A 21,292-nucleotide genomic window follows, 5' to 3' on the forward strand; every position below is an offset into this window, starting at 1 on the left:
GGCGATCTTCCGCTGTCTCAGCGTGTGGCGGGGGTGGCCCGGGTCGTGGCCCGGTGGTCGGCTGCGACGGTGGTGGCGGTCTGGACGAAGGAGGCCACCTCGCGGGAGCGGCTGTGCTCGGGCCAGGCGACCACCAGCGTGGTGGGGGTCGCGTCCACGACCGGGACGCAGGTGAGCTCCTCGCGCAGGTGGCCGCGGACCGACTCCGGCAGGACGGCGATCATCCGGTCCAGGGCGATGAGCTGCATGAGCTGGCCGCCGTCCTCCGGCACCGGGCCGCTGCCGGACTCCGCACGCCGGGGCCACCGCGGCAGGGTCTCGCCCGCCAGGTCCGCCATGGACACCGCGCCCAGCCCGGCCAGGCGGTGCCACTGCGGCACCACGGCCACCTGGTCTTCGACCAGGAGCTCCTCGACGGCCAGCCCGCTGAAGTCCTCGTAGGGGGCGTGCATCAACGCGACGTCGGCGCGCCCGTCGCGCAGCATGGCCCCACGTTCGCGGAAGCTGCACACCACCTCCACCTCCGGCGCGCCGGGACGCGCCGCGTACGCGTTCAGGACGGCCGGCAGCAGGCCGCCGTCGGCGGACGGTTTCATGGCCAGGACCAGGCGCGGGTCGGAATGCCCGGCCCGCTGGGTGCGCCGGGCCGCGGCCACGACGGCGTCGAGCGCGGCCCGCGCCTCACGCAGCAGCACCTCGCCGGCCGGGGTGAGGGTCACGATGCGGCTGGTGCGGTCGAGCAACGTCACTCCGAGCCGGCGTTCCAGTTGCTTGATCGCCCGGGACAGTGGTGGCTGGGCCATGCCGAGGCGCTGTGCCGCCCGGCCGAAATGCAGCTCCTCGGCCACGGCCACGAAGTACGCGAGCTGGCGCGTCTCCAGGGTGTCCATACCTCCAGGGTATTGACCGCGACCCGATCGGTCTTGGCCTCCCGCCGTACGCCGGTGGTGGGCTTGGGACATGAGCGAAGCCAACACGGGAAACGAACGACCGCACGTGACCGGCGATGCCGTGGTGGATGACGGCACGGCCTCGGGCACAGGTACGGCCGTCGCGGGCGGGGGCGAGGTGAGCGAGTCAGGTGTCGCCCTGGTGACCGGAGCCAACAAGGGGATCGGCTTCGAGGTCGCCAAGCAACTCGCCGAACGCGGGTTCACCGTCCTGCTCGCCGCGCGGGACCCGCGCCAGGGCGCCGACGCGGCCGCCGTGCTGAAGGAGGCCGGCCTGGACGTGCAGCCGGTGGTCCTCGACGTCACCGATCCGGTCACCATCGAGGCCGCCGCGGAGCTGGTCGCCCGGCAGGCCGGCCGTCTGGACGTCCTGGTGAACAACGCCGGCATCTCCGGCGGCTTCGGCAACGCGCCGAGCCAGGCCGACCTGGACGTCGTCCGGGAGGTCTTCGAGACCAACCTGTTCGGCGTCATCCGGGTCACCAACGCCATGCTGCCGCTGCTCAGGCGGTCACGTGCGGGCCGCATCGTGAATCTCTCCAGCGGCACGGCATCCCTGGCCGACATGGCCGACCCCGGCCACCACTTCGCGCACATGCCGCCCTCGGCCGCCTACCCGGTGTCCAAGACGGCGCTCAACATGCTGACCGTGCAGTACGCCAAGGAACTCCGCCCGGAGGGCATCCTGGTCAACGCCGCCGCCCCAGGTGCCTGCGCCACCGACTTCATCGCCGGCTTCGACCTCGCCATGGGAGGAGGCCGCCCGCCGATCAGCCGCACGGCGGCGCAGGGCGCGGCGATCGTGGTCCACCTGGCCACCCTGCCCGACGACGGCCCCACCGGCGCCTACCTCCACGACGACGGCCCCGTCCGCTGGTAGAGGCCACCTCCACTCGCCCGGCCGGTACGTACGGCTGTCGCGGCGGGAGAACTGTGTCGCACCGGCATGCAGGCCGAAATGAAAAAGAGGGGCAGTGGCCTTCCGGCGGTGCCCCTCTAAGTCTGCGATCAGCCTAACACGTCCGTCGCGGACCGGCTACGGTACTTACCGTGTTCGGGTCATCACACTTCGCATCTAACGAGCCTTATGCTCGCCATGCTCTTGCTCGCATGATCGACTTTTTCAAAGATGAGGGCACACCGTGGGCGCGGCGGCTATGGGACGTCGGCTCGCTGCTCGCGCTCGATGAGCTATGGGAGGCGGGAACGTGGCAGGCTCACGGGGTCCTCTCGCCGGCCGCGTGCGACTGGCAGCGTGCCGAACTCCGCACGATGATCGGGCCGGACCGCGGGCTCGGGGAACGTGAGCTGCGACAAGAGATCAATGTCCTGCTCGCGAGACCGCTCCCCGACCCGAGTCCCGCTCGCAGGCGCCTACGGGAGATCATCGACCACGCCTACCAGGGCTACCTGGAGCGTTGGACGGCTGCGGTGCTCTCGCCTGACCGTCCCGGCCCGGAGCGGTTCTCCCGCACCGTCGCCGCACACCTGCTCGATCTCGGGTACAGCAAGAATCACCTTCTGGCCTGGGCTCGGGACCTTTATTCCGGTCATGCGGAGACCCGTGACATCGCCGAGGGTGCGGCAGTGCTGGCCCGAGGCGAACCCAGGTCATTCGAAGTGCTGGTCGCCCTGTCCGGAGTGCCGCACCGCACGCTCGCAGAGCCGCTGGCGACCTGGCTGCCGAAGGAACAGGTGATGGAATGGTTGCGCAAATACGCACATGACACCACGGGCGTCCGGCCAGGAGGCGGCTTCCTGTACCGCCTTGCGGCGCTGGACGTGCATGGAGCGGCCGAGCAGGCTCGGCAGATGATCGAGCGTATGGTGGCTCGCTCGTCATATCTGCGGCATCACCGGGGAGGGATAACCCCGTTGCCGTACATCTGGATCGCCGGGCACGCAGAACCTATTGCCTCGAACCCACCGGCCCGAGGTGCCGATGTGGTGTCCCTCGTCAACGAGGGACATCTCTATGCCATCGAAGGCACGCGCAGCCGGATCGACGAGGCGCTCGAACTGGCGGCGCCGATCAACCAGGGGCCGCTCGGGCCGGCCGTGGCGGGGGCCTGGGCCGCCATCGAGGCGTTGCTCTCGCATCCGGACGACCCGCCGGAGGCCGAACGGTCGGGCAAGGCGGTCGCCGCCGATCGGCTTGCGGTGATCATCGCCTGCTCGTGGCCCAGGGCCGAGTTGACGGCGCTCGCGCACCATCACAGGCCACGGCAGCCGGACGATCTCGCACGTCGCATCGCCGACTGCGGGACCAATCGCGAGCGGGCCCGCTGCGTCGCCGAGGCGCTTCGCGCCTCCGGGCCCTCGGTCCTTGACTTCTCCGGCGCGCGCAGCAAGTACAGCGACGCGCCCGCCGCGCAGCGGATGGCCGCGCTGATGGCCGATCCGCGCCGGGTGCTGGGTGAGGTGATGAGCACCTACCGGGTGGCGCTGCGCCGGCTCTACCGGACGCGCAACATCGTCCTGCACGGGGGAGCCATGCGAGGCGTGGCGCTGGAGGCTTCTCTGCGCACCGCCGCGCCGCTGGTGGGAGCGGGCCTGGACCGCATCGTGCATGCCGACCAGGTGGAGGGGCTGGCTCCGCTCGATCTGGCGGCGCGGGCGGAGGTGGCCCCCAGCCTGGTGGGCGGGGAGACCGGGCTGTGCGTCGTCGATCTGCTGGAGCCGCGCATCGGTGTTCGGTGACGTCGACGGCGAGGGCGTGGAGCGGTCTGGGTGGTTCGCAGGGTGTCGTGTCGGTGTCGGACGCGCGCCGCGGGTGAAGGAGCGGCGTTGGCGGGACCGGGCTGAGGCGGGGCCGTCTTGTCGCTCGTGGTGCCCGTACGGCATCCGTGGTTTCAGTGCTCTCCTGCCGGAGCGATGAAAGCTCTTGACAATCCTGATCCTAATAGAGAGCATCGCTCTCATAAGTGAGCGCATGAGCCGGATGGCTGGTCGTCAGGAGGATCCCCCGTGAGCACCACCCCCTTGTCCCGATCCCGTCTCGGCGCCGTGGCCTTCGTGGCGGTCGGCGTGCTGTTCCTGCTGTATCCCGCGATACGGCCGTACTCCGACGAGTCGTCGATGGACGGCGCCGTCGCGATCGCCTCGCCGGCCTGGGTCGCGTCCCATCTGTTCGCGATGATCGGGTTCATCCTGCTGCCGCTGGGGCTGTTCGCTCTGCACCGCGTGCTCGGTCAGCGCCGCACCGCCCGCGCGCTCGTGGTGACGTGGCTCGGCGCGGGGCTCGTCCTGCCGTACTACGGCGCAGAGGACTTCGGGCTGAACGTGATCGCGGGCCAGGCCGTCCGGGACCAGAACGCGTCACTGCTGCGACTGGTGAGCGAGTTCCGCTTCGCGCCGGTGGCGGGCACGATGTTCCTGGGCGGCCTGGTGCTCCTCGCCGTGGGTGTGACGATGGCGGCGGTCGCGGTGGCGCGCTCGGGCGTGCTGTCCCGGTGGAGCGCCGTTCCGCTCGCCGCGGGGTTCGTGCTGTTCATCCCGCAGTTCTTCGGCTCGCCCGCCCTGCGCATCGCGCACGGCGTCCTGATCGCGGCCGGCGGGCTCTGGCTCGGCCTGGAGCTGTGGCGCGGCAGGACGGGTGCCGGGATCAGCACTCGATGACGTTGACGGCGAGGCCGCCGCGGCTGGTCTCCTTGTACTTGTCGAGCATGTCGCGGCCGGTGTCGCGCATGGTCTTGATGGCCTTGTCCAGGGCGACGAAGTGGCGGCCGTCGCCGCGCAGCGCGATGCGGGCCGCGGTGATGGCCTTGATCGAGGCGACCGCGTTGCGCTCGATGCACGGGATCTGCACCAGGCCGCCGATCGGGTCGCAGGTGAGGCCGAGGTTGTGCTCGATGCCGATCTCCGCGGCGTTCTCGACCTGCTCGGGGGTGCCGCCGAGCGCCTCGGTGAGGCCGGCGGCGGCCATCGAGCAGGCCGAGCCGACCTCGCCCTGGCAGCCGACCTCGGCGCCGGAGATGGAGGCGTTCTCCTTGAACAGCACGCCGATCGCGCCGGCGGTGAGCAGGAAACGGATCACGCCGTCCTCGTCGGAGCCCGGCGTGAACCGCTCGTAGTAGGTCAGCACGGCCGGGATGATGCCGGCCGCGCCGTTGGTGGGCGCGGTGACCACCCGTCCGCCGGCGGCGTTCTCCTCGTTGACGGCCAGGGCGAACAGCGTGACCCAGTCCATGGTCTGCAGCGGGTCCTTCTCGGGGGACTCGCTCTGCAGACGCCGGAGCATCTGGTTGGCCCGGCGCCTGACCTTCAGGCCGCCGGGGAGCACGCCCTCCTTGGCGGTGCCGCGGCGCACGCACTCGGACATGACGCCCCAGATGTTCAGCAGGCTCGTCCTGATCTCGGCCTCGGTGCGGCCGAAGGCCTTCTCGTTCTCCAGCATGAGCCCGGAGACCGACAGCCCGGTCTCCGCGCAGTGCCGCAGCAGGTCGGCGCCGGTGGTGAACGGGTAGGGCAGCTCGGTGTCGTCGGCCTTGATGCGGTCGGCCCCGGTGGCGTTCTCGTCCACCACGAACCCGCCGCCCACCGAGTAGTAGACCTTCTCGCGGAGCTGCTCGCCCTCGGCGGTGAAGGCGGTGAAGCGCATGCCGTTCGGATGCCCCGGCAGGGAGATCTTGCGCTCGAACACCAGGTGCTCGCCGACCACGAACGGGATCTCGTGCCTGCCGTACAGCGTGAGGGCGCCGGTCTCGCGGATGTGCGCGAGCTTGTCGTCGACGGTGTCCACGTCGACCAGTTCGGGCTTCTCGCCGGACAGCCCGAGCAGCACGGCCTTGTCGCTGCCGTGTCCCTTGCCGGTCAGGCCCAGCGAGCCGTAGAGGATGGCCTCGACCCGGGCGGTCTTCTCCAGCAGGCCGTCCTGGTGCAGGCCGCGGGCGAACTTGTGCGCCGCGGCCATGGGACCACCGGTGTGCGAGCTGGACGGCCCGATACCGATCTTGAACAGGTCGAAGACGCTGATCGCCATTGATCTTTCCGTCCTTCGGAACGTGACGTGCGAGGAATGCCCCGGAAGGCGCGGGTCATGCGGGATGCTCGAAATGTACGGGCCGACGCGGACCCTGCGGGCCGGGCACCCGGCGGGCGTGGTCCGCCGGGTCCGGTACGTCGGTCATCTCTGACGGGTTCGGCGCGCCGGCCGGGTGGGACCGGCCGGCGGCGCGTCGAGGATGCTCAGGACTCCGCGGTGGTGACCTGGGTGTACTCCTCGGCGGTGAGGAGGTCCTCGGGGGTGCCCTCCACCCGCACCTGGAACAGCCACCCCTCGCCGTAGGGGTCGGAGTTCACCAGCGACGGGTCGTCGACGACGACCTGGTTGACCGCGACGACCTCGCCGGTCACCGGCGCGTAGATGTCGCTGACGGACTTGGTGGACTCGACCTCGCCCACCGCGTCGCCCGCTTCCACCATGCCGCCGACCTCGGGCAACTGGACGAACACCACGTCGCCGAGGGACTCGGCGGCGAAGGCCGTGATGCCCACGGTCACGGTGAGGCCGTCGTCAAGACCGGCCACCCACTCGTGCTCCTTGGTGTAGCTGAGCTCCTCGGGAATGCTGCTCACTTGCTCCTCCGGTAAAAAGGCAGGTCAACCACGTCGACCGGTTCATGGCTACCACGGATGTCGACCGCCAGGCCCTCCGACACGTTGGTGTCGACGTAGGCCATCGCGATCGGCTTGCCGAGGGACTGAGAGGGTGCGCCGCTGGTGACCTCCCCAACGACGCTACCGTCGGTCAGCAGCACCACGGGGTAGCCGTGGCGCGGCACTCGGCGCCCGCGCGCTACCAGGCCGGTCAGGCGCCGGCGCGGCGGGACGTCCTTGAGCGGCGCGAGGGCCGCGCGGCCGACGAAGTCGCCCGGCTTGTCGAAACGTACGACGCGGCCGAGGCCGGCGTCGAAGGGGGTGAGCCCGGCGTTCAGCTCGTTGCCGTACAGCGGCATGCCGGCCTCAAGGCGCAGGGTGTCCCGGGCGGACAGGCCCGCCGGGCGCAGGCCGTGGGCGTCGCCGGCCTTGGCCAGCTCCTGCCACACGGTCACGGCGTCGCCCGCGGCGACGAACAGCTCGAAGCCGTCCTCACCGGTGTACCCGGTGCGGGCGATGAGGGCCTCGACCCCGGCGACGGTGCCGGGCAGCCCGGCGTAGTACTTCAACCCCGGCAGGTCGGCGTCGGTGAGAGTGGCGAGGATCTCCTGCGCGCGCGGCCCCTGGACGGCGACCAGCGCGTACTCGTCGGACCGGTCGGCGACCTCTGCCTGGAAGCCCTCGGCCCGGGCGGTGAGCTCGGCCGCGACGCGCTGGTAGTTGGAGGCGTTGGCCACCACCAGGAACTCCTCGGCGGCCAGGCGGTAGACGATCAGGTCGTCGAGCACGCCGCCGTCCGGCGCGCAGATCATGGTGTAGCGCGCCCGGCCGGGCTCCAGCACCGACAGGTGACCGACCAGAGCGTGATCGAGCGCCTCGCCGGCCTGCGGCCCGGTGAGGAAGATCTCTCCCATGTGGGAGAGGTCGAACAGCCCGGCGGCCGTGCGCACCGCGTTGTGCTCGGCGGACTCGCTGCCGTAGCGGAGCGGCATCAGCCAGCCGGCGAAGTCGGTGAGCGTCGCGCCGAGGCTCTCGTGCACCTCGCGGAGCGGTGTGGATCTGGACATGATGCGCACCTCAGACAGGGACGGATGAGAGCATCCTCCCCCTCTGTCATCGGTGCCTGAGAGTTTCGCCCGGTATTTACCGGACTTTCACCTTCGGCGAGGCCCCCAGAGGGGTCTGCTTTCCAGAGGTCACCTGGCCCGCGCGGTCCTTTGCCTTGTGAGGTTCGCGGGGAGGACTTGCTCCTTCAGGGGTCCTGACCGGCTGTCAGGACGCTCTCCCGCACGGGATCATCGGTGTCGCCGCCCACCCTACCAATGCCGCTCACCCGCACCAATGCCCGGTCGCAAGGCTCGCGCGGCGGTGACCAAAGCCTCGAACAGGCGGCTCTCCTCGGCGGCCTCCGGATGCCACTGGACGGCGAGCGCGAACGGGTGCCCGGCCAGCTCGACCGCCTCGATCGTCCCGTCGTCGCAGGTCGCCGACACCGTCAGCCCCACGCCGAGGCGGTCGACCGCCTGGTGGTGGTAGTGGGCGGCCTCGGCCTTCCCAGGCCCGAGCACCTCGGCCAGCCTGCTCCCCGGCTCGACGGTCACCGGCAGGTGGCCGAACTCGCCGGGGGCGGGGGAGTGCCCGTCGTGGCCGGTCACGTCGGGCAGATGCTGGTGCAGGGTGCCGCCCAGATGGACGTTCAGCACCTGCATGCCCCGGCACACGCCGAGGAGCGGCAGCCCGGCGTCCAAGGCGGCGCCCACCAGCGCGAACTCCGCCTCGTCGCGGAACTTCCTGATGTACCCGGTGCGCGGGTGCGGCGGCGCGGCGTACCGGCCGGGATCGACGTCCCCGCCACCGGCCACGATCAGCCCGTCCAGCCGCGCGGCCAGCGGAGCCGGATCGCCGGCCGGGGGCAGGATCACCGGCTGGCCGCCCGCCCGCTCGACGTGCTCGACGTAGCCGTAGGGCAGCAGCGCGGCCGGCATCCGCCACACGGTGAACGCGGCGGGCTCGACGTAGCAGGTGATCCCGATGACCGGTCGTGACATGGGCGCCACGCTACAGGGGAGTGACGTAGGCGCCGGAGATGCCGCCGTCCACCAGGAACTCCGCGCCGGTGATGAAGCTCGCGTCGTCGGAGGCCAGGAACGCGACCGCCGCGGCGATCTCGGACGCCTCGGCGAACCGCCCGAGCGGGATGTGCACCAGGCGCCGCTGGGCGCGCTCGGGGTCCTTGGCGAACAGCTCCTGCAGCAGCGGAGTGTTCACCGGTCCCGGGCACAGCGCGTTGACCCGGATGCCCTCGCGGGCGAACTGCACGCCCAGTTCGCGCGACATGGCGAGAACTCCGCCCTTGGAGGCGGTGTAGGAGATCTGCGAGGTCGCCGAGCCCATCACCGCCACGAAGGACGCGGTGTTGATGATCGAGCCCTTGCCCTGCCGCCGCATGTACGGGATGGCGTGCTTGCAGCACAGGTAGACGCTGGTGAGGTTGACGTCCTGCACCCGCCGCCAGGCGTCCATGCCGGTGGTGAGGATGGAGTCGTCGTCGGGCGGGGAGATGCCGGCGTTGTTGAACGCGACGTCCACGGAGCCGTAGGTCTCGAAGGCCGCCTGGAACAGCGCGGCGACGTCGTCCTCGCTGGTGACGTCGGTGCGGACGAAGAGGCCGCCGACCTCCTCGGCGATCTTGGCGCCGCCCTCCTCGTCGACGTCGGCGCACACGACCTTGGCGCCCTCCTCGGCGAAGCGGCGGGCCGTGGCGAGGCCGATGCCGCCCGCCGCACCGGTGATGACGGCGACGCGGTCGCGCAGACGTTGCATGGTGACGAACTCCCTGGTGCCGATGGTTTCCCCGCTCCCGGAATCGGAGCGTCAGTGGGCGATGAAGACGTTCTTGACCTCGGTGAACGCGGCGAGCGCGTCCGGGCCCAGCTCGCGGCCGAGCCCTGACTGCTTGTAGCCGCCGAACGGCGTCCAGTAGCGGACCGAGGAGTGCGAGTTGACCGACAGGTTGCCCGCCTCCACGGCGCGTGCCACGCGCAGCGCCCGCCCCACGTCCCGGGTCCAGATCGAGCCCGACAGCCCGTACCTGGTGTCGTTGGCGATGCGGACGGCCTCGGCCTCGCCGTCGAACGGGACGACGCTCACCACCGGCCCGAAGATCTCCTCGGTGAACGCGCGCTCGTCCAGGGAGTCGTGGGTCAGCACGGTCGGCGGGAACCAGAAGCCCTTGCCCGCCGGGCAGGAGCCCTGGTGGTGCGGGGTGCCGGTCACGAACGAGGCGACCCGCGCGCGGTGCTCGGCGCTGATCAGCGGCCCGAGGTCGGTGCCCGGGTCGCGCGGGTCGCCGACGGTGAGCCCGCCGATCGTGGCGACCAGGCGGTCCAGGAACTCCTCGTACACCGGCCGTTCGACGAGGATGCGCGAGCGGGCGCAGCAGTCCTGGCCGCTGTTGTCGAACACCGCCATCGGCGCGGTCGCCACGGCCCGTTCCAGGTCGGCGTCGGCGAAGACGATGTTGGCGCTCTTGCCGCCGAGCTCCAGGGTGACCCGCTTGACCTGTTCGGCGGCCCGGGCGGCGATGAGCCTGCCCACCTCGGTCGAGCCGGTGAACACGATCTTGCGTACGCCGGGGTGCTCGACCAGGCGCGCGCCCGCGACCTCCCCTTCTCCGGGCAGCACCTGGAGCACCCCCTCGGGCAGGCCCGCTTCGCGGGCCAGCTCGGCCAGCCGCAGCGCCGTCAGCGGGGTCCACTCGGCGGGCTTGACGATCACCGTGTTGCCCGCGGCCAGTGCCGGGGCCGCTCCCCAGGTCATGATGACCATCGGGAAGTTCCACGGCACGATCACGCCCACGACGCCGAGCGGCTCGGCGAAGGTGATGTCCACCCCGCCCGGCACCGGGATCTGCATTCCGTGGTTGCGCTCGGGCGCCCCGGCGTAGAAGTGCAGGACGTCGCGCACGTTGCCCGCCTCCCAGCGGGCGTTGCCGATCGGGTGCCCGGCGTTGGCCAGTTCGAGATCGGCCAGCTCGTCGCCGTGCCGGTCGACCAGGTCGGCGAAGCGCCGCAGCAGCCGCGCGCGGTCGCCCGGGGAGACCTCACGCCAGGCGGGGAACGCCGCGCGGGCGCGCTCGACGGCGCGGTCGGTCTCGGCGACGTCCGCGAACTCGACGTCGGCGAGGACGTCCTCGGTGGCCGGATTGATGATCTTCATGTCGCGCGCGCCCCGGTGGCCGGTCCGATGGTCCTCACGTCCTCACGCCCCCATGTCCTCGCGTCACATCCGCTCGAAGCCGCGGAACAGCTCCCAGTCGGTGACCGCCGCGTCGAAGGCGGCCAGCTCGACGCGGGCGTTGTTCGCGTAGTGCTCGACGACCTGCTCGCCGAGCGCCTCCCTGGCGATCTTGGACCCCTCCCACAGGACGAGCGCGTCGCGCAGGCTGGCCGGCACGGTGGCCGCCCCGGCGCTGTAGGCGTTCCCCGCGTACGCCTCCTCCAACGGCAGCTCGTTGTCGATGCCGTACAACCCGGCCGCGATCAGCCCCGAGACGGCCAGGTAGGGGTTGACGTCGCCGCCCGGCACGCGGTTCTCGACCCGCAGCGCGGGGCCGTGCCCGACCAGGCGCAGGGCGCAGGTGCGGTTGTCCACCCCCCACTTGACCGCCGTCGGCGCGAAACTGCCCGGCACGTACCGCTTGTAGGAGTTGATGTTGGGCGCGTAGAGCAGGGTCAGCTCCCGCAGGGCGGCGAGCTGGCCGGCGATGAAGTGCTCGCCGAGCTCGGACAGCCCGTGCGGCCGGTCGCCGGCCATGACCGGCTCGCCGCCGGCGCCGCGCAGGGAGATGTGGATGTGGCAGGAGTTGCCCTCCCGATGGTTGGGCTTGGCCATGAAGGTGATCGACATGCCCTCCTGGGCGGCGATCTCCTTGGCGCCGTTCTTGTAGATCGCGTGGTTGTCGCACGTGGTGAGCGCCTCGGCGTACCGGAAGGCGATCTCGTGCTGGCCCAGGTTGCACTCGCCCTTGGCGGACTCGACGTACATGCCCGCGCCCTCCATGCCGAGCCGGACGCGGCGCAGCAGCGGCTCGACGCGGGCGCCGCCGAGCAGGGAGTAGTCGACGTTGTACTGGTTGGCGGGGGTCAGATCCCGGTAGGCCCGCGACCAGGCGCTCTCGTAGCTGTCGGTGTAGACGACGAACTCCAACTCGGTGCCCACGTAGGCCGCCAGGCCCCGTTCGGCCAGCCGGGCGGTCTGCCCGCGCAGGATCTGCCGCGGCGAGGCGGCGACGTCCGAGCCGTCCTCCCAGGCGAGGTCGGCCAGCAGCATGACCGTGCCCTCCTGCCAGGGCACCTTGCGCAGTGTGCCGAGGTCGGGGCGCATCACGAAGTCGCCGTAGCCGCGCTCCCAGGAGGACATGGTGTAGCCGCCGACGGTGTTCATGTCGACGTCCACGGCGAGGAGATAGTTGCAGCCCTCGGCGGCGTGGTGCAGCACCTCCTCCAGGAAGTACCGCGCGGACAGCCGCTTGCCCTGGAGACGTCCCTGCATGTCCACGATGGCCAGGAGCACGGTGTCGACCCGCCCGGCGGACACCTCTTCACGGAGACGGTCGACGGTGAGCACCGCGCTCCCTTCCAAAAGTCTGGAAACAGACCATTGGCGGCATGCAAGCACCAGCGACCGCCCCGCGTCAACGGCTCCGCGCGGCAAAGTGGCGAAAGGGGCTAATCTCAAACCATTTGCTGCGGGGTTGTGGGGGAGGACGTGATGGGCGAGCAGCCGCTCGTCGCGCTCCTTGGACCGGTCCGCGCCGGCAACGCGTTCGAGGAGACCGTCGAGCGGCTGCTGCAGGTCATCAAACTGGGAGTGGTCGCACCCGGCGGGAAGCTCCCGCCCGAGCGCGAGCTCGCCGTCCAGCTCGGCATCAGCCGGGTCACCCTGCGCGAGGCGATCCGCGCCCTGCAGGAGGCCGGCTACCTCGACGTGCGGCGCGGCCGGTACGGAGGGGCGTTCGTCGTGTACGAGCCGCCGCTGCCGGGCCGGGGCGACCTGCGCGAGGTCGTCCGGCGGATGGGACCGGGTGAGCTGGACGACGCGCTGACCTTCCGGATGGCGATCGAGTGCGGCGCGGCGCAGGTGCTCGCCACCACCGGCCTCACCGAGGGGCGCCGGGAGGTGCTGCGGCGCAGGCTGGCCGACGTCAACGACGCCGCCCCGGCCGACTACCGGCGGCTCGACACCGCCTTCCACCTGGCGATCGCCGAGCTGACCGGGTCGGCGCTGCTCGCCTCGGCCGCCGCCGACGCGCGGCTGCGGGTCACCGACCTGCTCAACGCCATCCCGGTGCTCGGCCCCAACATCGACCACGCCGCCGCCCAGCACGCCGCCATGGTCGCCGCCATCCTGGACGGCGACCCCGAGGCCGCGCGCAGGGCCGTGGTCGAGCACCTGGAGGGGACCGCGGCCCTGCTGCGCGCCTTCCTCGCCTGACCGGGGGACCAGGCGGCTCACGACGTGCCCGGCTGAGGCGGGGCGGGCACCACGAGGCCCGCCGAGCCGTTGGACCGGACGGAACCGGAGCGGCGCACGGGGCAGGAGGAGCGTTGGCGGAGCCGTAGCATCGGGTACTGGGGGTTGACTGTGGGAGCCTGGTTTCACGAACGCATCGTCGGCACCGGACGCCTGCCGCTGTTCTGCTTCCTGACGGCGCTGATCGTGACCTTCGTCTTCACCCGGGTCAACGTCCGGCTGATCCGCGCCAAGGTGGGCTGGTTCCGCGACGTCAACGTCGGTGACGTCCACGTCCACCACGTCGTGTTCGGCGTGGTCCTCATGCTGTTCGGCGGGGTGGCCGGGCTGGTCACCGCCGGGCTGTCCTCCGGCTGGTACGCCTGCACCGCGGCCGTCTTCGGGGTCGGCGCGGCGCTGGTGCTGGACGAGTTCGCGCTGATCCTGCACCTGCGCGACGTCTACTGGTCGGAGGAGGGCCGCACGTCCGTCGACGCGGTCTTCGTGGCGATCGCGGTGACGTTGCTCCTGCTGCTCGGCGTGCGCCCGTTCGGCTGGGAGGAGCCCGAGCCGTCGGCGGCCGGCAGGTGGTCGGCGGCCCTTCTGCTGCTGCTCAACCTTGTCCTCGCCGTGGTCACCCTGCTCAAGGGCAAGATCTGGACGGGTCTCGCCGGGCTGTTCGTACCGGTGCTGCTCATCGTCGGCGCGGTGCGGCTGGCGCGGCCCGGGTCGCCGTGGGCGCGCTGGTTCTTCGCCCCCGGCTCGCGCCGGCCGCGGCCCGCCAAGATGGCGAAGGCCGTGCACCGGGAGATCCGCTGGCGCCGCCCGGTCATCCGGGCGAAGATCGCCGTCCAGGAGTTCGTCTCAGGGCGTCACGACCTGCCGTCGGTGTGGAGCGGCGGCGTGCGCGGCGCGGCCGGGACGGCGGCGGGCACCCGCGGCGATGGGGTGTCCGACCCGCGGCCCGGCGGCGAGCACGGCCGCGTCACGGGCGCAGGTGGGTGAGCAGGCGCCTGACCTGCTCGGCGTAGTGCTCGGTGAACTCCGCGGAGGCCGGGTCGGCCCCGCAGATGACGCGCACCAGGTGCGGCAAGGCGACGCCCGCGCTGGCCAGAGCGAACAGCGCGATGCGGCGAAGGGTGCTGGCCTGATCACGAAGGGGGTCTGACCTGCCGTCCGGGGCGTCCCGTGCATGGATCGGCCGATCCGGGGGAGTGGGCCGGTGCCACGTCGATAGGTGAGGAGGCGGAGCACGATGGGACTGCTGGGAAGGTGGCGCATTCGTGAGCTGAAGGCCCGCGCCAAGCGGAGGCTCGGCGCGAGCACCGGGAACCGCACCTTGGCCGCGGAGGCACGCACCGAGGAGGCCGAAGCCCGGCTGCTGCAGACCCGCGAGCGCCTGGAGGAGGTCGCACGGCAGATCCGCCGCGAGTACGGCGTCCGGCACTGACCGCTCCTCGGCCCTGGGCCGCTCGCCTCCGCCGAACACGCGAACGCAGCCGGCCCGGCCCCACCCACCCGGAGCGGCCGTTCCCCTTCTGACCGGCTCCGTCACCTCGTCGCACCTCCTCCGCCGGCCCGAGCCAGGGCCACCGCCGGCCCACCCCGCCGGTGTCACCTCCACCGCCGGGAAATCCGCGATGGCCGTGCGACGAAAACGGGATGGCTCGGCGGCGGGGGACGGGTATGTTCGGGTTCTCCTCTGATGTACGCGATCACTCGGCGCATCGGCGGACGCCGCGGGGGCGGGGGCACCGGCGGGCGGGGCGGGATGAGGACGGCGGCCTTGTGCGTTGTCGATCGGCGGGGATGGCCGCCCCGGGGGCTGGAGGTGCAAGTGGCGGACGGGCTCGAACAGCTGATCGGGGACAGGCGTCTTTCCCCCGTGCAAAGGCGCATCGCCCTATATCTGGGCGAGAACCTTCCTGACGCGATCTTCCTGTCGAGCGTCGAACTGGCCGAGCGGGCCGGGGTCAGCCAGCCGTCGGTGACCCGGTTCGCGATCGCCCTGGGCTTCGCCGGATATCCGGAGTTCCGCCATGCGCTGCGCCCGCTCGTCCTCGGCGAGGCCGTCGGCGACCTCCCCCCGTCCCCCGCCGACGGCAACGGGGCGGCGCGCTCCCTGATCGAGATGATCGACCGCGAAATGCGCAACCTCACGGCGCTGCGCGAGCGCCTGGCCCCGCCGCCCGGCCGGCCCGCCGACGGGTTGTCCGGGCGCATCCGGGGCCTCGGCACGGCTCTGGCGGCCTGCGAGCCGCTTCCCGTGCTCGGACTGCGGGTGTCGTCCGGGCCGGTCATGACCTTCACCTACTACGCGCGGCGCATCCACCCCGACGTCCGGCCGCTCGTGCACGGCGGTTCCGAGCTGACCGACGGGCTGCACGCCGCACGCCGTGCGGGCTCGGAGTGGTTACTCGCCATCGTCCTGCCCCGATACCCGGTCGAGGCCGTGCAGGCGCTGGAGTACGCCGCCAAGCTCGGCCTGCGCACCGCGGTGATCACCGACCGGGCCGAGGTGCCGTTCCCGGCCGACGTGGTGCTGCCGGCGCCGATGGGCGAGCGGCCGGTGTGCGGTGCGCACGCGGCGCCGCTCACGCTGGCGATGCTCTTGCTGGAGGCCATGGCCGAGGCCGCGCCGCTGCGCACCCGTGCCCGCCTGGAAGAGGACGAGCGGATGAGCGGCCAGACAGGGGTGTTCCTCCGCCCGTGACCGCCCGCGGGCGGGGCGAGGGAGCCGGACGCCTCCCGGACGTCCGGTGGCAGTGATGATCATTATGAGCTTCGCGCTGGATAAGTCCCGGAAATGCCGAAAAGACGGTACGTAGAGCCCGCACATTAGGAAAGGTGCGAGGACTAGGAGAAAGTACGGCATTGGGAAAATGACCGAGGCGGCGCCGGGCGGCAAGGACGGACCGGGCGGCCAAGGCGGGCCGGGGTCCGGGAGCCGGATGGGCGGCGCCTAAGGTGAGCCGCATGACCGCACGACCCATCGCACTGATCACCGGGGGCTCCCGCGGAGTCGGGGAGGCCATCGCCCGGGCCCTCGCACCGGCCTACGACCTGATCCTCGGCGGACGCGACGGCACCGCGCTCCGCGCTCTCTGCGACGAGCTCGGGGCCCGGCCCTGGGCCGTGGAGCTGACCGACGAGCGCGCGGTCGCCGAGGCGGCGGCCGGCGTGGACCGGCTCGATCTGCTCGTGCACAGCGCGGGCGTGGCGCGCCTGGGCGCGCTGGCCGAGCTGTCGCTCCGCGACTGGCGGGAGTCGATGGAGGTCAACGTCATCGCGGTGGCGGGCCTGACCCGGCTGCTGCTGCCCCCGCTGCGCGCCTCGCACGGTCACGTGGTGCTGATCAACTCCGGGGCCGGGCAGCGCGCCAACCCCGGCTGGGGCGCCTACGCCGCGAGCAAGTTCGCACTGCGGGCCTTCGCCGACGTCCTCCGTCTGGAGGAGGAGCGGTACGGCGTACGGGTGACCACCGTGTACCCGGGGAGGATCGCCACCGATATGCAGCGCGAGGTGCGCGAGCACGAGGGCGGCGCGTACGAGCCGGAGCGCTATCTGCGGGCCGAGTCGGTCGCCGCGGCCGTCCTCGCGGCGGTGACCGCGAGCGGCGACGCCCACGTCACCGAGATCAGCGTGCGCCCCGCGGCCGGCCCGGTCTCCTGAGTCAACGAATCGATTCAGATAACGGGACATACGTTGACGTTTCCCCGGACAGATTGGGGGAGTGTCCGACCTTACCTACTGGTGCGAGCTGGCCTGGATGCCGCCAGGGACCCCGGTCGAGGGCGTCCTGGTCCGGGTGGAGGGCAACCGCTTCGCCGAGGTCGCGCAAGGGGTCGGCGCCGCCCCCAAGGGGGCCGTGCGCCTGAGCGGCCTGACGATGCCGGGCATGGCCAACGCGCACTCCCACGCCTTCCACCGCGCTCTGCGCGGGCAGGCCGAGGGCGGCTCGGAGAGCTTCCGCGGCTGGCGCGAGCGCATGTACGCCATCGCCGACCGGCTCGACCCCGGCACCTATCTCGACCTGGCCAGGGCGACCTACGCCGAGATGGCCATGGCCGGCGTCACCTGCGTCGGGGAGTTCCACTACCTGCACCGCGACCGGGGTGGCCGCCCGTACGCCGACCCCAACGCCATGGGCCACGCGCTCGTCCAGGCGGCCAGGGACGCCGGGCTGCGCATCACCCTGCTGCAGGCGTGCTATCTGTGCGACGGCATCGGCGCCGCTCCCAGCGGCCCGCAACTGCGCTTCGCCGACCGTGACGCCCACCAGTGGGCCGAGCGCGCGGACGCCCTCGCCGAGGAGTATGCCGGCAGCCCGGACGTGGTGGTCGGCGGGGCCGTCCACTCGGTGCGGGCCTGCCCGCCGGAGCAGATGCCGGTGGTCGCGGAGTTCGGCCACCGCAGGGCCGCCCCGGTGCACGCCCAGGTCTCCGAGCGGCGCACCGAGAACCGCCACTGCGTCGAGACCTACTGCGCGACGCCCGTCCAGGTGCTCTACGAGCACGGCGTCCTCGGGCCGCGCACGACCGCCGTCCACGCCACCCACCTGAGCGACGTGGACGTGGCGCTGCTCAGCGGGTCCTCCACCTATGTGTGCGTGTGCCCGACGACCGAGCGCGACCTGGCCGACGGGGTCGGCCCGGCGCGGCGGCTGCACGAGGCGGGGTCGCCGATCACCCTGGGCAGCGACAGCAACGTCATCATCGACCTGCTGGAGGAGGCGCGGGCGGTCGAGCTGGACGAGCGCCTGACCACGGGGGAGCGGGGTCACTGGAGGGCCGCCGACCTGCTCGACGCGGCCACGTCGGTCGGCCAGGCGTCCCTCGGCCACCCCGACGCGGGCTACATCGTCCCGGGCGCCTGGGCCGACCTGGTGTCGGTGCGGCTGGACTCGGTGCGCACCGCGGGTGCGCGCGCCGCCTCGCCCGCCGACACCGTCGTGTTCGGCGCGTCGGCCTGCGACGTCCACTCGGTGGTCTCCGGTGGCCGGCGGGTGGTCGTGGAGGGCGGCCACATCCTCGGCGACGTCGGGACTCTGCTGGCCGGCGCGATAACCGCACTGCGCGACGGGACGTACTGAAGCCGCCCCCCGAGGAGGTGCGCATGCTGGGGATCGCATTCCGATTTACTGGCGTTTAGCCGCTTTTTCCGGGGGCACATCATCCCTCTTCAGGTGCGAACTCATACCTGAGGAGGACGCCGGAAACCATTCTCCGGTCGCATCTCTTTGGGGAATCTTTGCCATGGACTGTTCGTTGATCCGGCAAAGAGGGGGAGAGCGCGTCGCTCCGGCACGGACGGCCGGCAGGGCGGGCTCACCCGCACACCAGGGCGGGCGAGACGAGGTGCCATCGGATGGCAAGGCCGACGGGGAATCGGGCTCAGGATCAGCAGGCTGCCGAGAGAGATCTTCTCGGCACCTACCTGGCCGAGATAGGACGAGTGCCCTTGCTCAGCGCCGACCAGGAGGTCGAGCTGGCCAAGCGCATCGAGGCGGGTCTGTACGCCGAGCAGCTCCTGGACACCGGGGATCCGGAGCCCAAGACGGCGGACGCGACCGATGAGGAGCTCGAGCGGCTGGCGGTGTCCGGCCGGCGCGCAAAGGACGACTTCATCCAGGCGAACCTCCGCCTGGTGGTGGCCGTCGCCAGGAAGTACAGCGGCCGGGGGATGCCGCTGATCGACCTGGTGCAGGAGGGCAACCTCGGCCTGGTGCGCGCCGTGGAGAAGTTCGACTACCGCCGCGGCTACAAGTTCTCCACCTACGCCACCTGGTGGATCCGCCAGTCGGTCGGGCGCGCCATCCACGAGCAGGCCCGGCCCGTCCGCCTGCCCACCCACGCCGGCGAGCAGATGACCCGCCTGATGCGCGTGCGCCGCGACATGATGGCCCAGATGGACGCCGAGCCGACCGACAAGGACCTCGCCGAGGTGCTCGACCTGCCCATCGAGCGGGTTCGCGAGCTGCGCCGCTGGGCCTCCGACCCGGTGTCGCTGCAGCTCGGGGTGGGCGACGAGGACGAGACCGAGCTCGGCGACATGATCGCCGACGAGACCTGGGCCGATCCCGAGCAGCAGGCCCTCGACACCCTCGAGCGCGAGCGCCTGGAAGACTGGCTGCAGGGCTTGGAGGGGCGCACGCGCGAGATGTTGCGGTGGCGTTACGGCCTCGTCGACGGCCGCGAGCACACCCTCACCGAGGTCGGCGAGCGCTACGGCATCGGCCGCGACCGCGCGCGGCGCATCGAGCGCGACGCCCTCGCCCGCCTGCGCAAACTCGCCCAGGCCGCCGCCTAACCCGGCGCGGGCGGCAGCCCGGTCGCCGAACATTCTCGTCATCGGCGCGTCGATTGGGACGCGCCGATGACGCTTCAGCAACCCTCCGAAACGTGGCCGAAACATCACTGTGGTGAGTTTCACGTACGTGAAACACGCAGGGTCCAGACCTGAAACGGCAGAAGAACACGCTTTCGCCCAACGTCAGTGTGCAGCCGGTCAATGAAGCCCTGGAGCGCCCACTGCGGGAGAAAACGGCCACACGCCATTTGTAAGGAGGGTCGCATCGGATGAAGATCGATAGCGGCACCACAGCCTGGATGCTCGCGGCCACCGCGCTGGTGCTGCTGATGACGCCGGGACTCGCGTTCTTCTACGGGGGCATGACCAGGGCCAAGAGCGTCCTGAACATGATGATGATGTCCTTCGTCAGCATCATCACCGTCAGCATCGCCTGGGCCCTTTACGGACACTCGCTGGCGTTCGGTACGAACGGCAGTGAACTGCTGAACCGCTTCGTGGGTGGCCTGGAGGCCGTCGGCCTGCAGAGCCTGGTGGACACCGCGACCAAGGACGACGGCACCGGCATGCCGAGCCTGGTGTTCTCGGCGTTCCAGCTCACCTTCGCCATCATCACCGTGGCACTGATCAGCGGTGCCATCGCCGACCGCGCCAAGTTCGGGGCGTGGGTGGTCTTCTCCATCGTCTGGGCGACGGTCGTCTACTTCCCGGTGGCCCACTGGGTGTGGGGCGGCGGCTGGCTGACCCAGCTCGGCATCGAGGACTTCGCCGGCGGCACGGTGGTCCACGTCAACGCCGGTGCGGCGGGCCTGGCGCTCGCGCTGGTGATCGGCAAGCGCAGCGGCTGGCGCAAGGACCCCATGCGTCCGCACAACCTGACCCTCGTGCTCCTCGGTGTCGGCCTGCTGTGGTTCGGCTGGTTCGGCTTCAACGCCGGCTCCGAGCTCGCGGTCGACGGCACCGCCGGCCTCGCCTTCATGAACACCCAGCTCGCGACCGCGGTGGCCGCCGGCGCCTGGATCCTGGTCGAGAAGCTCCGCGACGGCCACTCCACCACCCTCGGCGTCGCCTCCGGCGCGGTCGCCGGTCTGGTCGCCATCACTCCCGCCTGTGGTTTCGTCGACCCGTGGGCCGCGATGGTCATCGGCGCCATCGCCGGTGCCGCCTGTGCGTACGCGGTCGGCCTGAAGTACAAGCTCGGCTACGACGACTCGCTCGACGTGGTCGGCGTCCACCTGGTCGGCGGCGCGATCGGCGCCATCTCGCTGGGCTTCTTCGCCGCCTACCCGTTCCTGGACCCGCAGGCCCCCGGCCTGTTCTACGGCGGCGGGCTCACCCAGCTCGGGCGCCAGATCCTCGGTCCGGTCGTCGTCGGCATCTACTCCTTCGTTCTCGCCTGGATCATCGGCAAGATCATTGACAAGACGATGGGCTTCCGGGTCACTGAAGAGGACGAGGTCACCGGCATCGACATCACCACCCACGCCGAGACCGGCTACGACCTCGGCTCCGTTCACGCGTCCGGCGTCGCCGCCTCGCTGAACGGCCCTGTCCCATCAGTGGCGAAGAAGGTAGACGCATGAGGCTCATCACAGCGGTGATCAAGCCCTTCAAGCTCGACGACGTCAAGGCGGCCCTGGAGCAGTTCGGGGTCAAGGGCATGACGGTCAGCGAGACCAGCGGGTACGGCCGGCAGCGCGGCCACACCGAGGTCTACCGCGGCGCCGAGTACCAGGTCGACCTGGTGCCCAAGGTCCGCGTCGAGGTGCTGACCGAGGAGGAGGACGCCGAGGACGTCATCGACGTCATCGTCAAGGCGGCCCAGACCGGCAAGATCGGCGACGGCAAGGTCTGGTCGGTCCCCGTGGAGACCGTGGTCAGGGTGCGCACGGGAGAACGCGGACCGGAGGCGCTCTAACCGG

The 21,292-nt window shown here is 71.4% G+C and carries 20 protein-coding genes and 2 riboswitches; of the genes, 12 read left to right on the top strand and 8 right to left on the bottom strand.

Annotated features, from left to right (window positions below; genetic code table 11):
• Positions 1-17: 17 nt before the first annotated feature.
• On the bottom strand, positions 18-890 hold the full coding sequence (locus tag IEY93_RS15405; RefSeq protein WP_275411990.1) for a LysR family transcriptional regulator: 873 nt from the start codon (positions 888-890) through the stop codon (positions 18-20).
• Positions 891-960: 70 nt separating this feature from the next.
• Here IEY93_RS15405 and IEY93_RS15410 point away from each other — a divergent pair, with 70 nt between their 5' ends.
• The 3 genes from IEY93_RS15410 (at position 961) to IEY93_RS15420 (ending at position 4,568) form a co-directional block, all read left to right on the top strand.
• Positions 961-1,830 (top strand): SDR family oxidoreductase, encoded by an 870-nt coding sequence (locus IEY93_RS15410; protein WP_189163731.1) that lies wholly within the window; start codon positions 961-963, stop codon positions 1,828-1,830.
• A gap of 230 nt (positions 1,831-2,060) precedes the next feature.
• A complete protein-coding gene (locus tag IEY93_RS15415; RefSeq protein WP_189163732.1) occupies positions 2,061-3,650 on the top strand; it encodes an integrase in 1,590 nt (529 codons plus the stop codon).
• A 267-nt stretch (positions 3,651-3,917) separates the two neighbouring features.
• Positions 3,918-4,568 carry a hypothetical protein gene (locus tag IEY93_RS15420; protein WP_189163733.1) on the top strand — a complete coding sequence of 217 codons (651 nt, stop codon included), beginning with the start codon at positions 3,918-3,920 and terminating at the stop codon, positions 4,566-4,568.
• On the opposite strand, the gene IEY93_RS15425 is transcribed toward IEY93_RS15420, so the two are convergent.
• From IEY93_RS15425 to IEY93_RS15455, 7 genes are all read right to left on the bottom strand, one after another.
• A complete protein-coding gene (locus tag IEY93_RS15425) occupies positions 4,555-5,931 on the bottom strand; it encodes an L-serine ammonia-lyase (RefSeq protein WP_189163734.1) in 1,377 nt (458 codons plus the stop codon). The two genes, IEY93_RS15420 and IEY93_RS15425, sit on opposite strands and share 14 nt — an antisense overlap.
• 206 nt (positions 5,932-6,137) lie before the next feature.
• Positions 6,138-6,527 (bottom strand): glycine cleavage system protein GcvH, encoded by a 390-nt coding sequence (gcvH, locus tag IEY93_RS15430; protein ID WP_189163735.1) that lies wholly within the window; start codon positions 6,525-6,527, stop codon positions 6,138-6,140.
• Entirely contained in the window at positions 6,524-7,615 is a 1,092-nt protein-coding gene (gene gcvT / locus IEY93_RS15435; RefSeq protein WP_189163736.1) for a glycine cleavage system aminomethyltransferase GcvT, read from the bottom strand. The genes gcvH and gcvT overlap by 4 nt, the downstream gene beginning before the upstream one ends.
• A gap of 33 nt (positions 7,616-7,648) precedes the next feature.
• Positions 7,649-7,748, bottom strand: a riboswitch (glycine riboswitch).
• Positions 7,749-7,846: riboswitch (glycine riboswitch) on the bottom strand.
• Positions 7,847-7,864: 18 nt separating this feature from the next.
• A complete protein-coding gene (locus tag IEY93_RS15440; protein ID WP_189163737.1) occupies positions 7,865-8,596 on the bottom strand; it encodes a gamma-glutamyl-gamma-aminobutyrate hydrolase family protein in 732 nt (243 codons plus the stop codon).
• 10 nt (positions 8,597-8,606) lie between these two features.
• Positions 8,607-9,371 (bottom strand): 3-oxoacyl-ACP reductase, encoded by a 765-nt coding sequence (locus IEY93_RS15445; protein ID WP_189163738.1) that lies wholly within the window; start codon positions 9,369-9,371, stop codon positions 8,607-8,609.
• 51 nt (positions 9,372-9,422) lie between these two features.
• Positions 9,423-10,766 (bottom strand): aldehyde dehydrogenase family protein, encoded by a 1,344-nt coding sequence (locus tag IEY93_RS15450; RefSeq protein ID WP_189163739.1) that lies wholly within the window; start codon positions 10,764-10,766, stop codon positions 9,423-9,425.
• Between the two features lie 63 nt (positions 10,767-10,829).
• A complete protein-coding gene (locus tag IEY93_RS15455; protein WP_229691155.1) occupies positions 10,830-12,176 on the bottom strand; it encodes a glutamine synthetase family protein in 1,347 nt (448 codons plus the stop codon).
• A 144-nt stretch (positions 12,177-12,320) separates the two neighbouring features.
• Here IEY93_RS15455 and IEY93_RS15460 point away from each other — a divergent pair, with 144 nt between their 5' ends.
• The 9 genes from IEY93_RS15460 to IEY93_RS15500 all read left to right on the top strand — a co-directional run bounded on the left by IEY93_RS15460 (position 12,321) and on the right by IEY93_RS15500 (position 21,288).
• On the top strand, positions 12,321-13,043 hold the full coding sequence (locus IEY93_RS15460) for a FadR/GntR family transcriptional regulator (protein WP_189163741.1): 723 nt from the start codon (positions 12,321-12,323) through the stop codon (positions 13,041-13,043).
• Between the two features lie 150 nt (positions 13,044-13,193).
• Positions 13,194-14,066, top strand: a complete 873-nt coding sequence (locus IEY93_RS15465) for a hypothetical protein (protein WP_203968513.1) — start codon at positions 13,194-13,196, stop codon at positions 14,064-14,066.
• Positions 14,067-14,316: 250 nt separating this feature from the next.
• Positions 14,317-14,511: a hypothetical protein gene (locus tag IEY93_RS15470; RefSeq protein ID WP_189163742.1), complete on the top strand. Its 195-nt coding sequence runs from the start codon at positions 14,317-14,319 to the stop codon at positions 14,509-14,511.
• A 435-nt stretch (positions 14,512-14,946) separates the two neighbouring features.
• A complete protein-coding gene (locus IEY93_RS15475; RefSeq protein WP_275411991.1) occupies positions 14,947-15,774 on the top strand; it encodes a MurR/RpiR family transcriptional regulator in 828 nt (275 codons plus the stop codon).
• A 263-nt stretch (positions 15,775-16,037) separates the two neighbouring features.
• The gene (locus IEY93_RS15480; RefSeq protein WP_189163743.1) at positions 16,038-16,733 is read left to right on the top strand and encodes an SDR family oxidoreductase; all 696 of its coding nucleotides are present in this window, start codon (positions 16,038-16,040) and stop codon (positions 16,731-16,733) included.
• Between the two features lie 61 nt (positions 16,734-16,794).
• The gene (locus IEY93_RS15485) at positions 16,795-18,153 is read left to right on the top strand and encodes a formimidoylglutamate deiminase (RefSeq protein ID WP_189163744.1); all 1,359 of its coding nucleotides are present in this window, start codon (positions 16,795-16,797) and stop codon (positions 18,151-18,153) included.
• Positions 18,154-18,428: 275 nt separating this feature from the next.
• On the top strand, positions 18,429-19,370 hold the full coding sequence (locus IEY93_RS15490) for a sigma-70 family RNA polymerase sigma factor (protein ID WP_189163745.1): 942 nt from the start codon (positions 18,429-18,431) through the stop codon (positions 19,368-19,370).
• Between the two features lie 269 nt (positions 19,371-19,639).
• Positions 19,640-20,953 (top strand): ammonium transporter, encoded by a 1,314-nt coding sequence (locus IEY93_RS15495; protein ID WP_189163746.1) that lies wholly within the window; start codon positions 19,640-19,642, stop codon positions 20,951-20,953.
• On the top strand, positions 20,950-21,288 hold the full coding sequence (locus tag IEY93_RS15500; protein ID WP_189163747.1) for a P-II family nitrogen regulator: 339 nt from the start codon (positions 20,950-20,952) through the stop codon (positions 21,286-21,288). The genes IEY93_RS15495 and IEY93_RS15500 overlap by 4 nt, the downstream gene beginning before the upstream one ends.
• Positions 21,289-21,292: the final 4 nt, after the last annotated feature.

Source organism: Sphaerisporangium melleum, assembly GCF_014646695.1.
Taxonomy (GTDB): Bacteria; Actinomycetota; Actinomycetes; order Streptosporangiales; family Streptosporangiaceae; genus Sphaerisporangium; species Sphaerisporangium melleum.

Coding starts and splice junctions, on each gene's coding strand:
- IEY93_RS15405 (WP_275411990.1), bottom strand. CDS start 890: ATGGACACCCTGGAGACGCGCCAGCTCGCGTACTTCGTGGCCGTGGCC.
- IEY93_RS15410 (WP_189163731.1), top strand. CDS start 961: ATGAGCGAAGCCAACACGGGAAACGAACGACCGCACGTGACCGGCGAT.
- IEY93_RS15415 (WP_189163732.1), top strand. CDS start 2,061: ATGATCGACTTTTTCAAAGATGAGGGCACACCGTGGGCGCGGCGGCTA.
- IEY93_RS15425 (WP_189163734.1), bottom strand. CDS start 5,931: ATGGCGATCAGCGTCTTCGACCTGTTCAAGATCGGTATCGGGCCGTCC.
- gcvT (WP_189163736.1), bottom strand. CDS start 7,615: ATGTCCAGATCCACACCGCTCCGCGAGGTGCACGAGAGCCTCGGCGCG.
- IEY93_RS15440 (WP_189163737.1), bottom strand. CDS start 8,596: ATGTCACGACCGGTCATCGGGATCACCTGCTACGTCGAGCCCGCCGCG.
- IEY93_RS15445 (WP_189163738.1), bottom strand. CDS start 9,371: ATGCAACGTCTGCGCGACCGCGTCGCCGTCATCACCGGTGCGGCGGGC.
- IEY93_RS15450 (WP_189163739.1), bottom strand. CDS start 10,766: ATGAAGATCATCAATCCGGCCACCGAGGACGTCCTCGCCGACGTCGAG.
- IEY93_RS15460 (WP_189163741.1), top strand. CDS start 12,321: ATGGGCGAGCAGCCGCTCGTCGCGCTCCTTGGACCGGTCCGCGCCGGC.
- IEY93_RS15470 (WP_189163742.1), top strand. CDS start 14,317: ATGGGACTGCTGGGAAGGTGGCGCATTCGTGAGCTGAAGGCCCGCGCC.
- IEY93_RS15480 (WP_189163743.1), top strand. CDS start 16,038: ATGACCGCACGACCCATCGCACTGATCACCGGGGGCTCCCGCGGAGTC.
- IEY93_RS15490 (WP_189163745.1), top strand. CDS start 18,429: ATGGCAAGGCCGACGGGGAATCGGGCTCAGGATCAGCAGGCTGCCGAG.
- IEY93_RS15495 (WP_189163746.1), top strand. CDS start 19,640: ATGAAGATCGATAGCGGCACCACAGCCTGGATGCTCGCGGCCACCGCG.
- IEY93_RS15500 (WP_189163747.1), top strand. CDS start 20,950: ATGAGGCTCATCACAGCGGTGATCAAGCCCTTCAAGCTCGACGACGTC.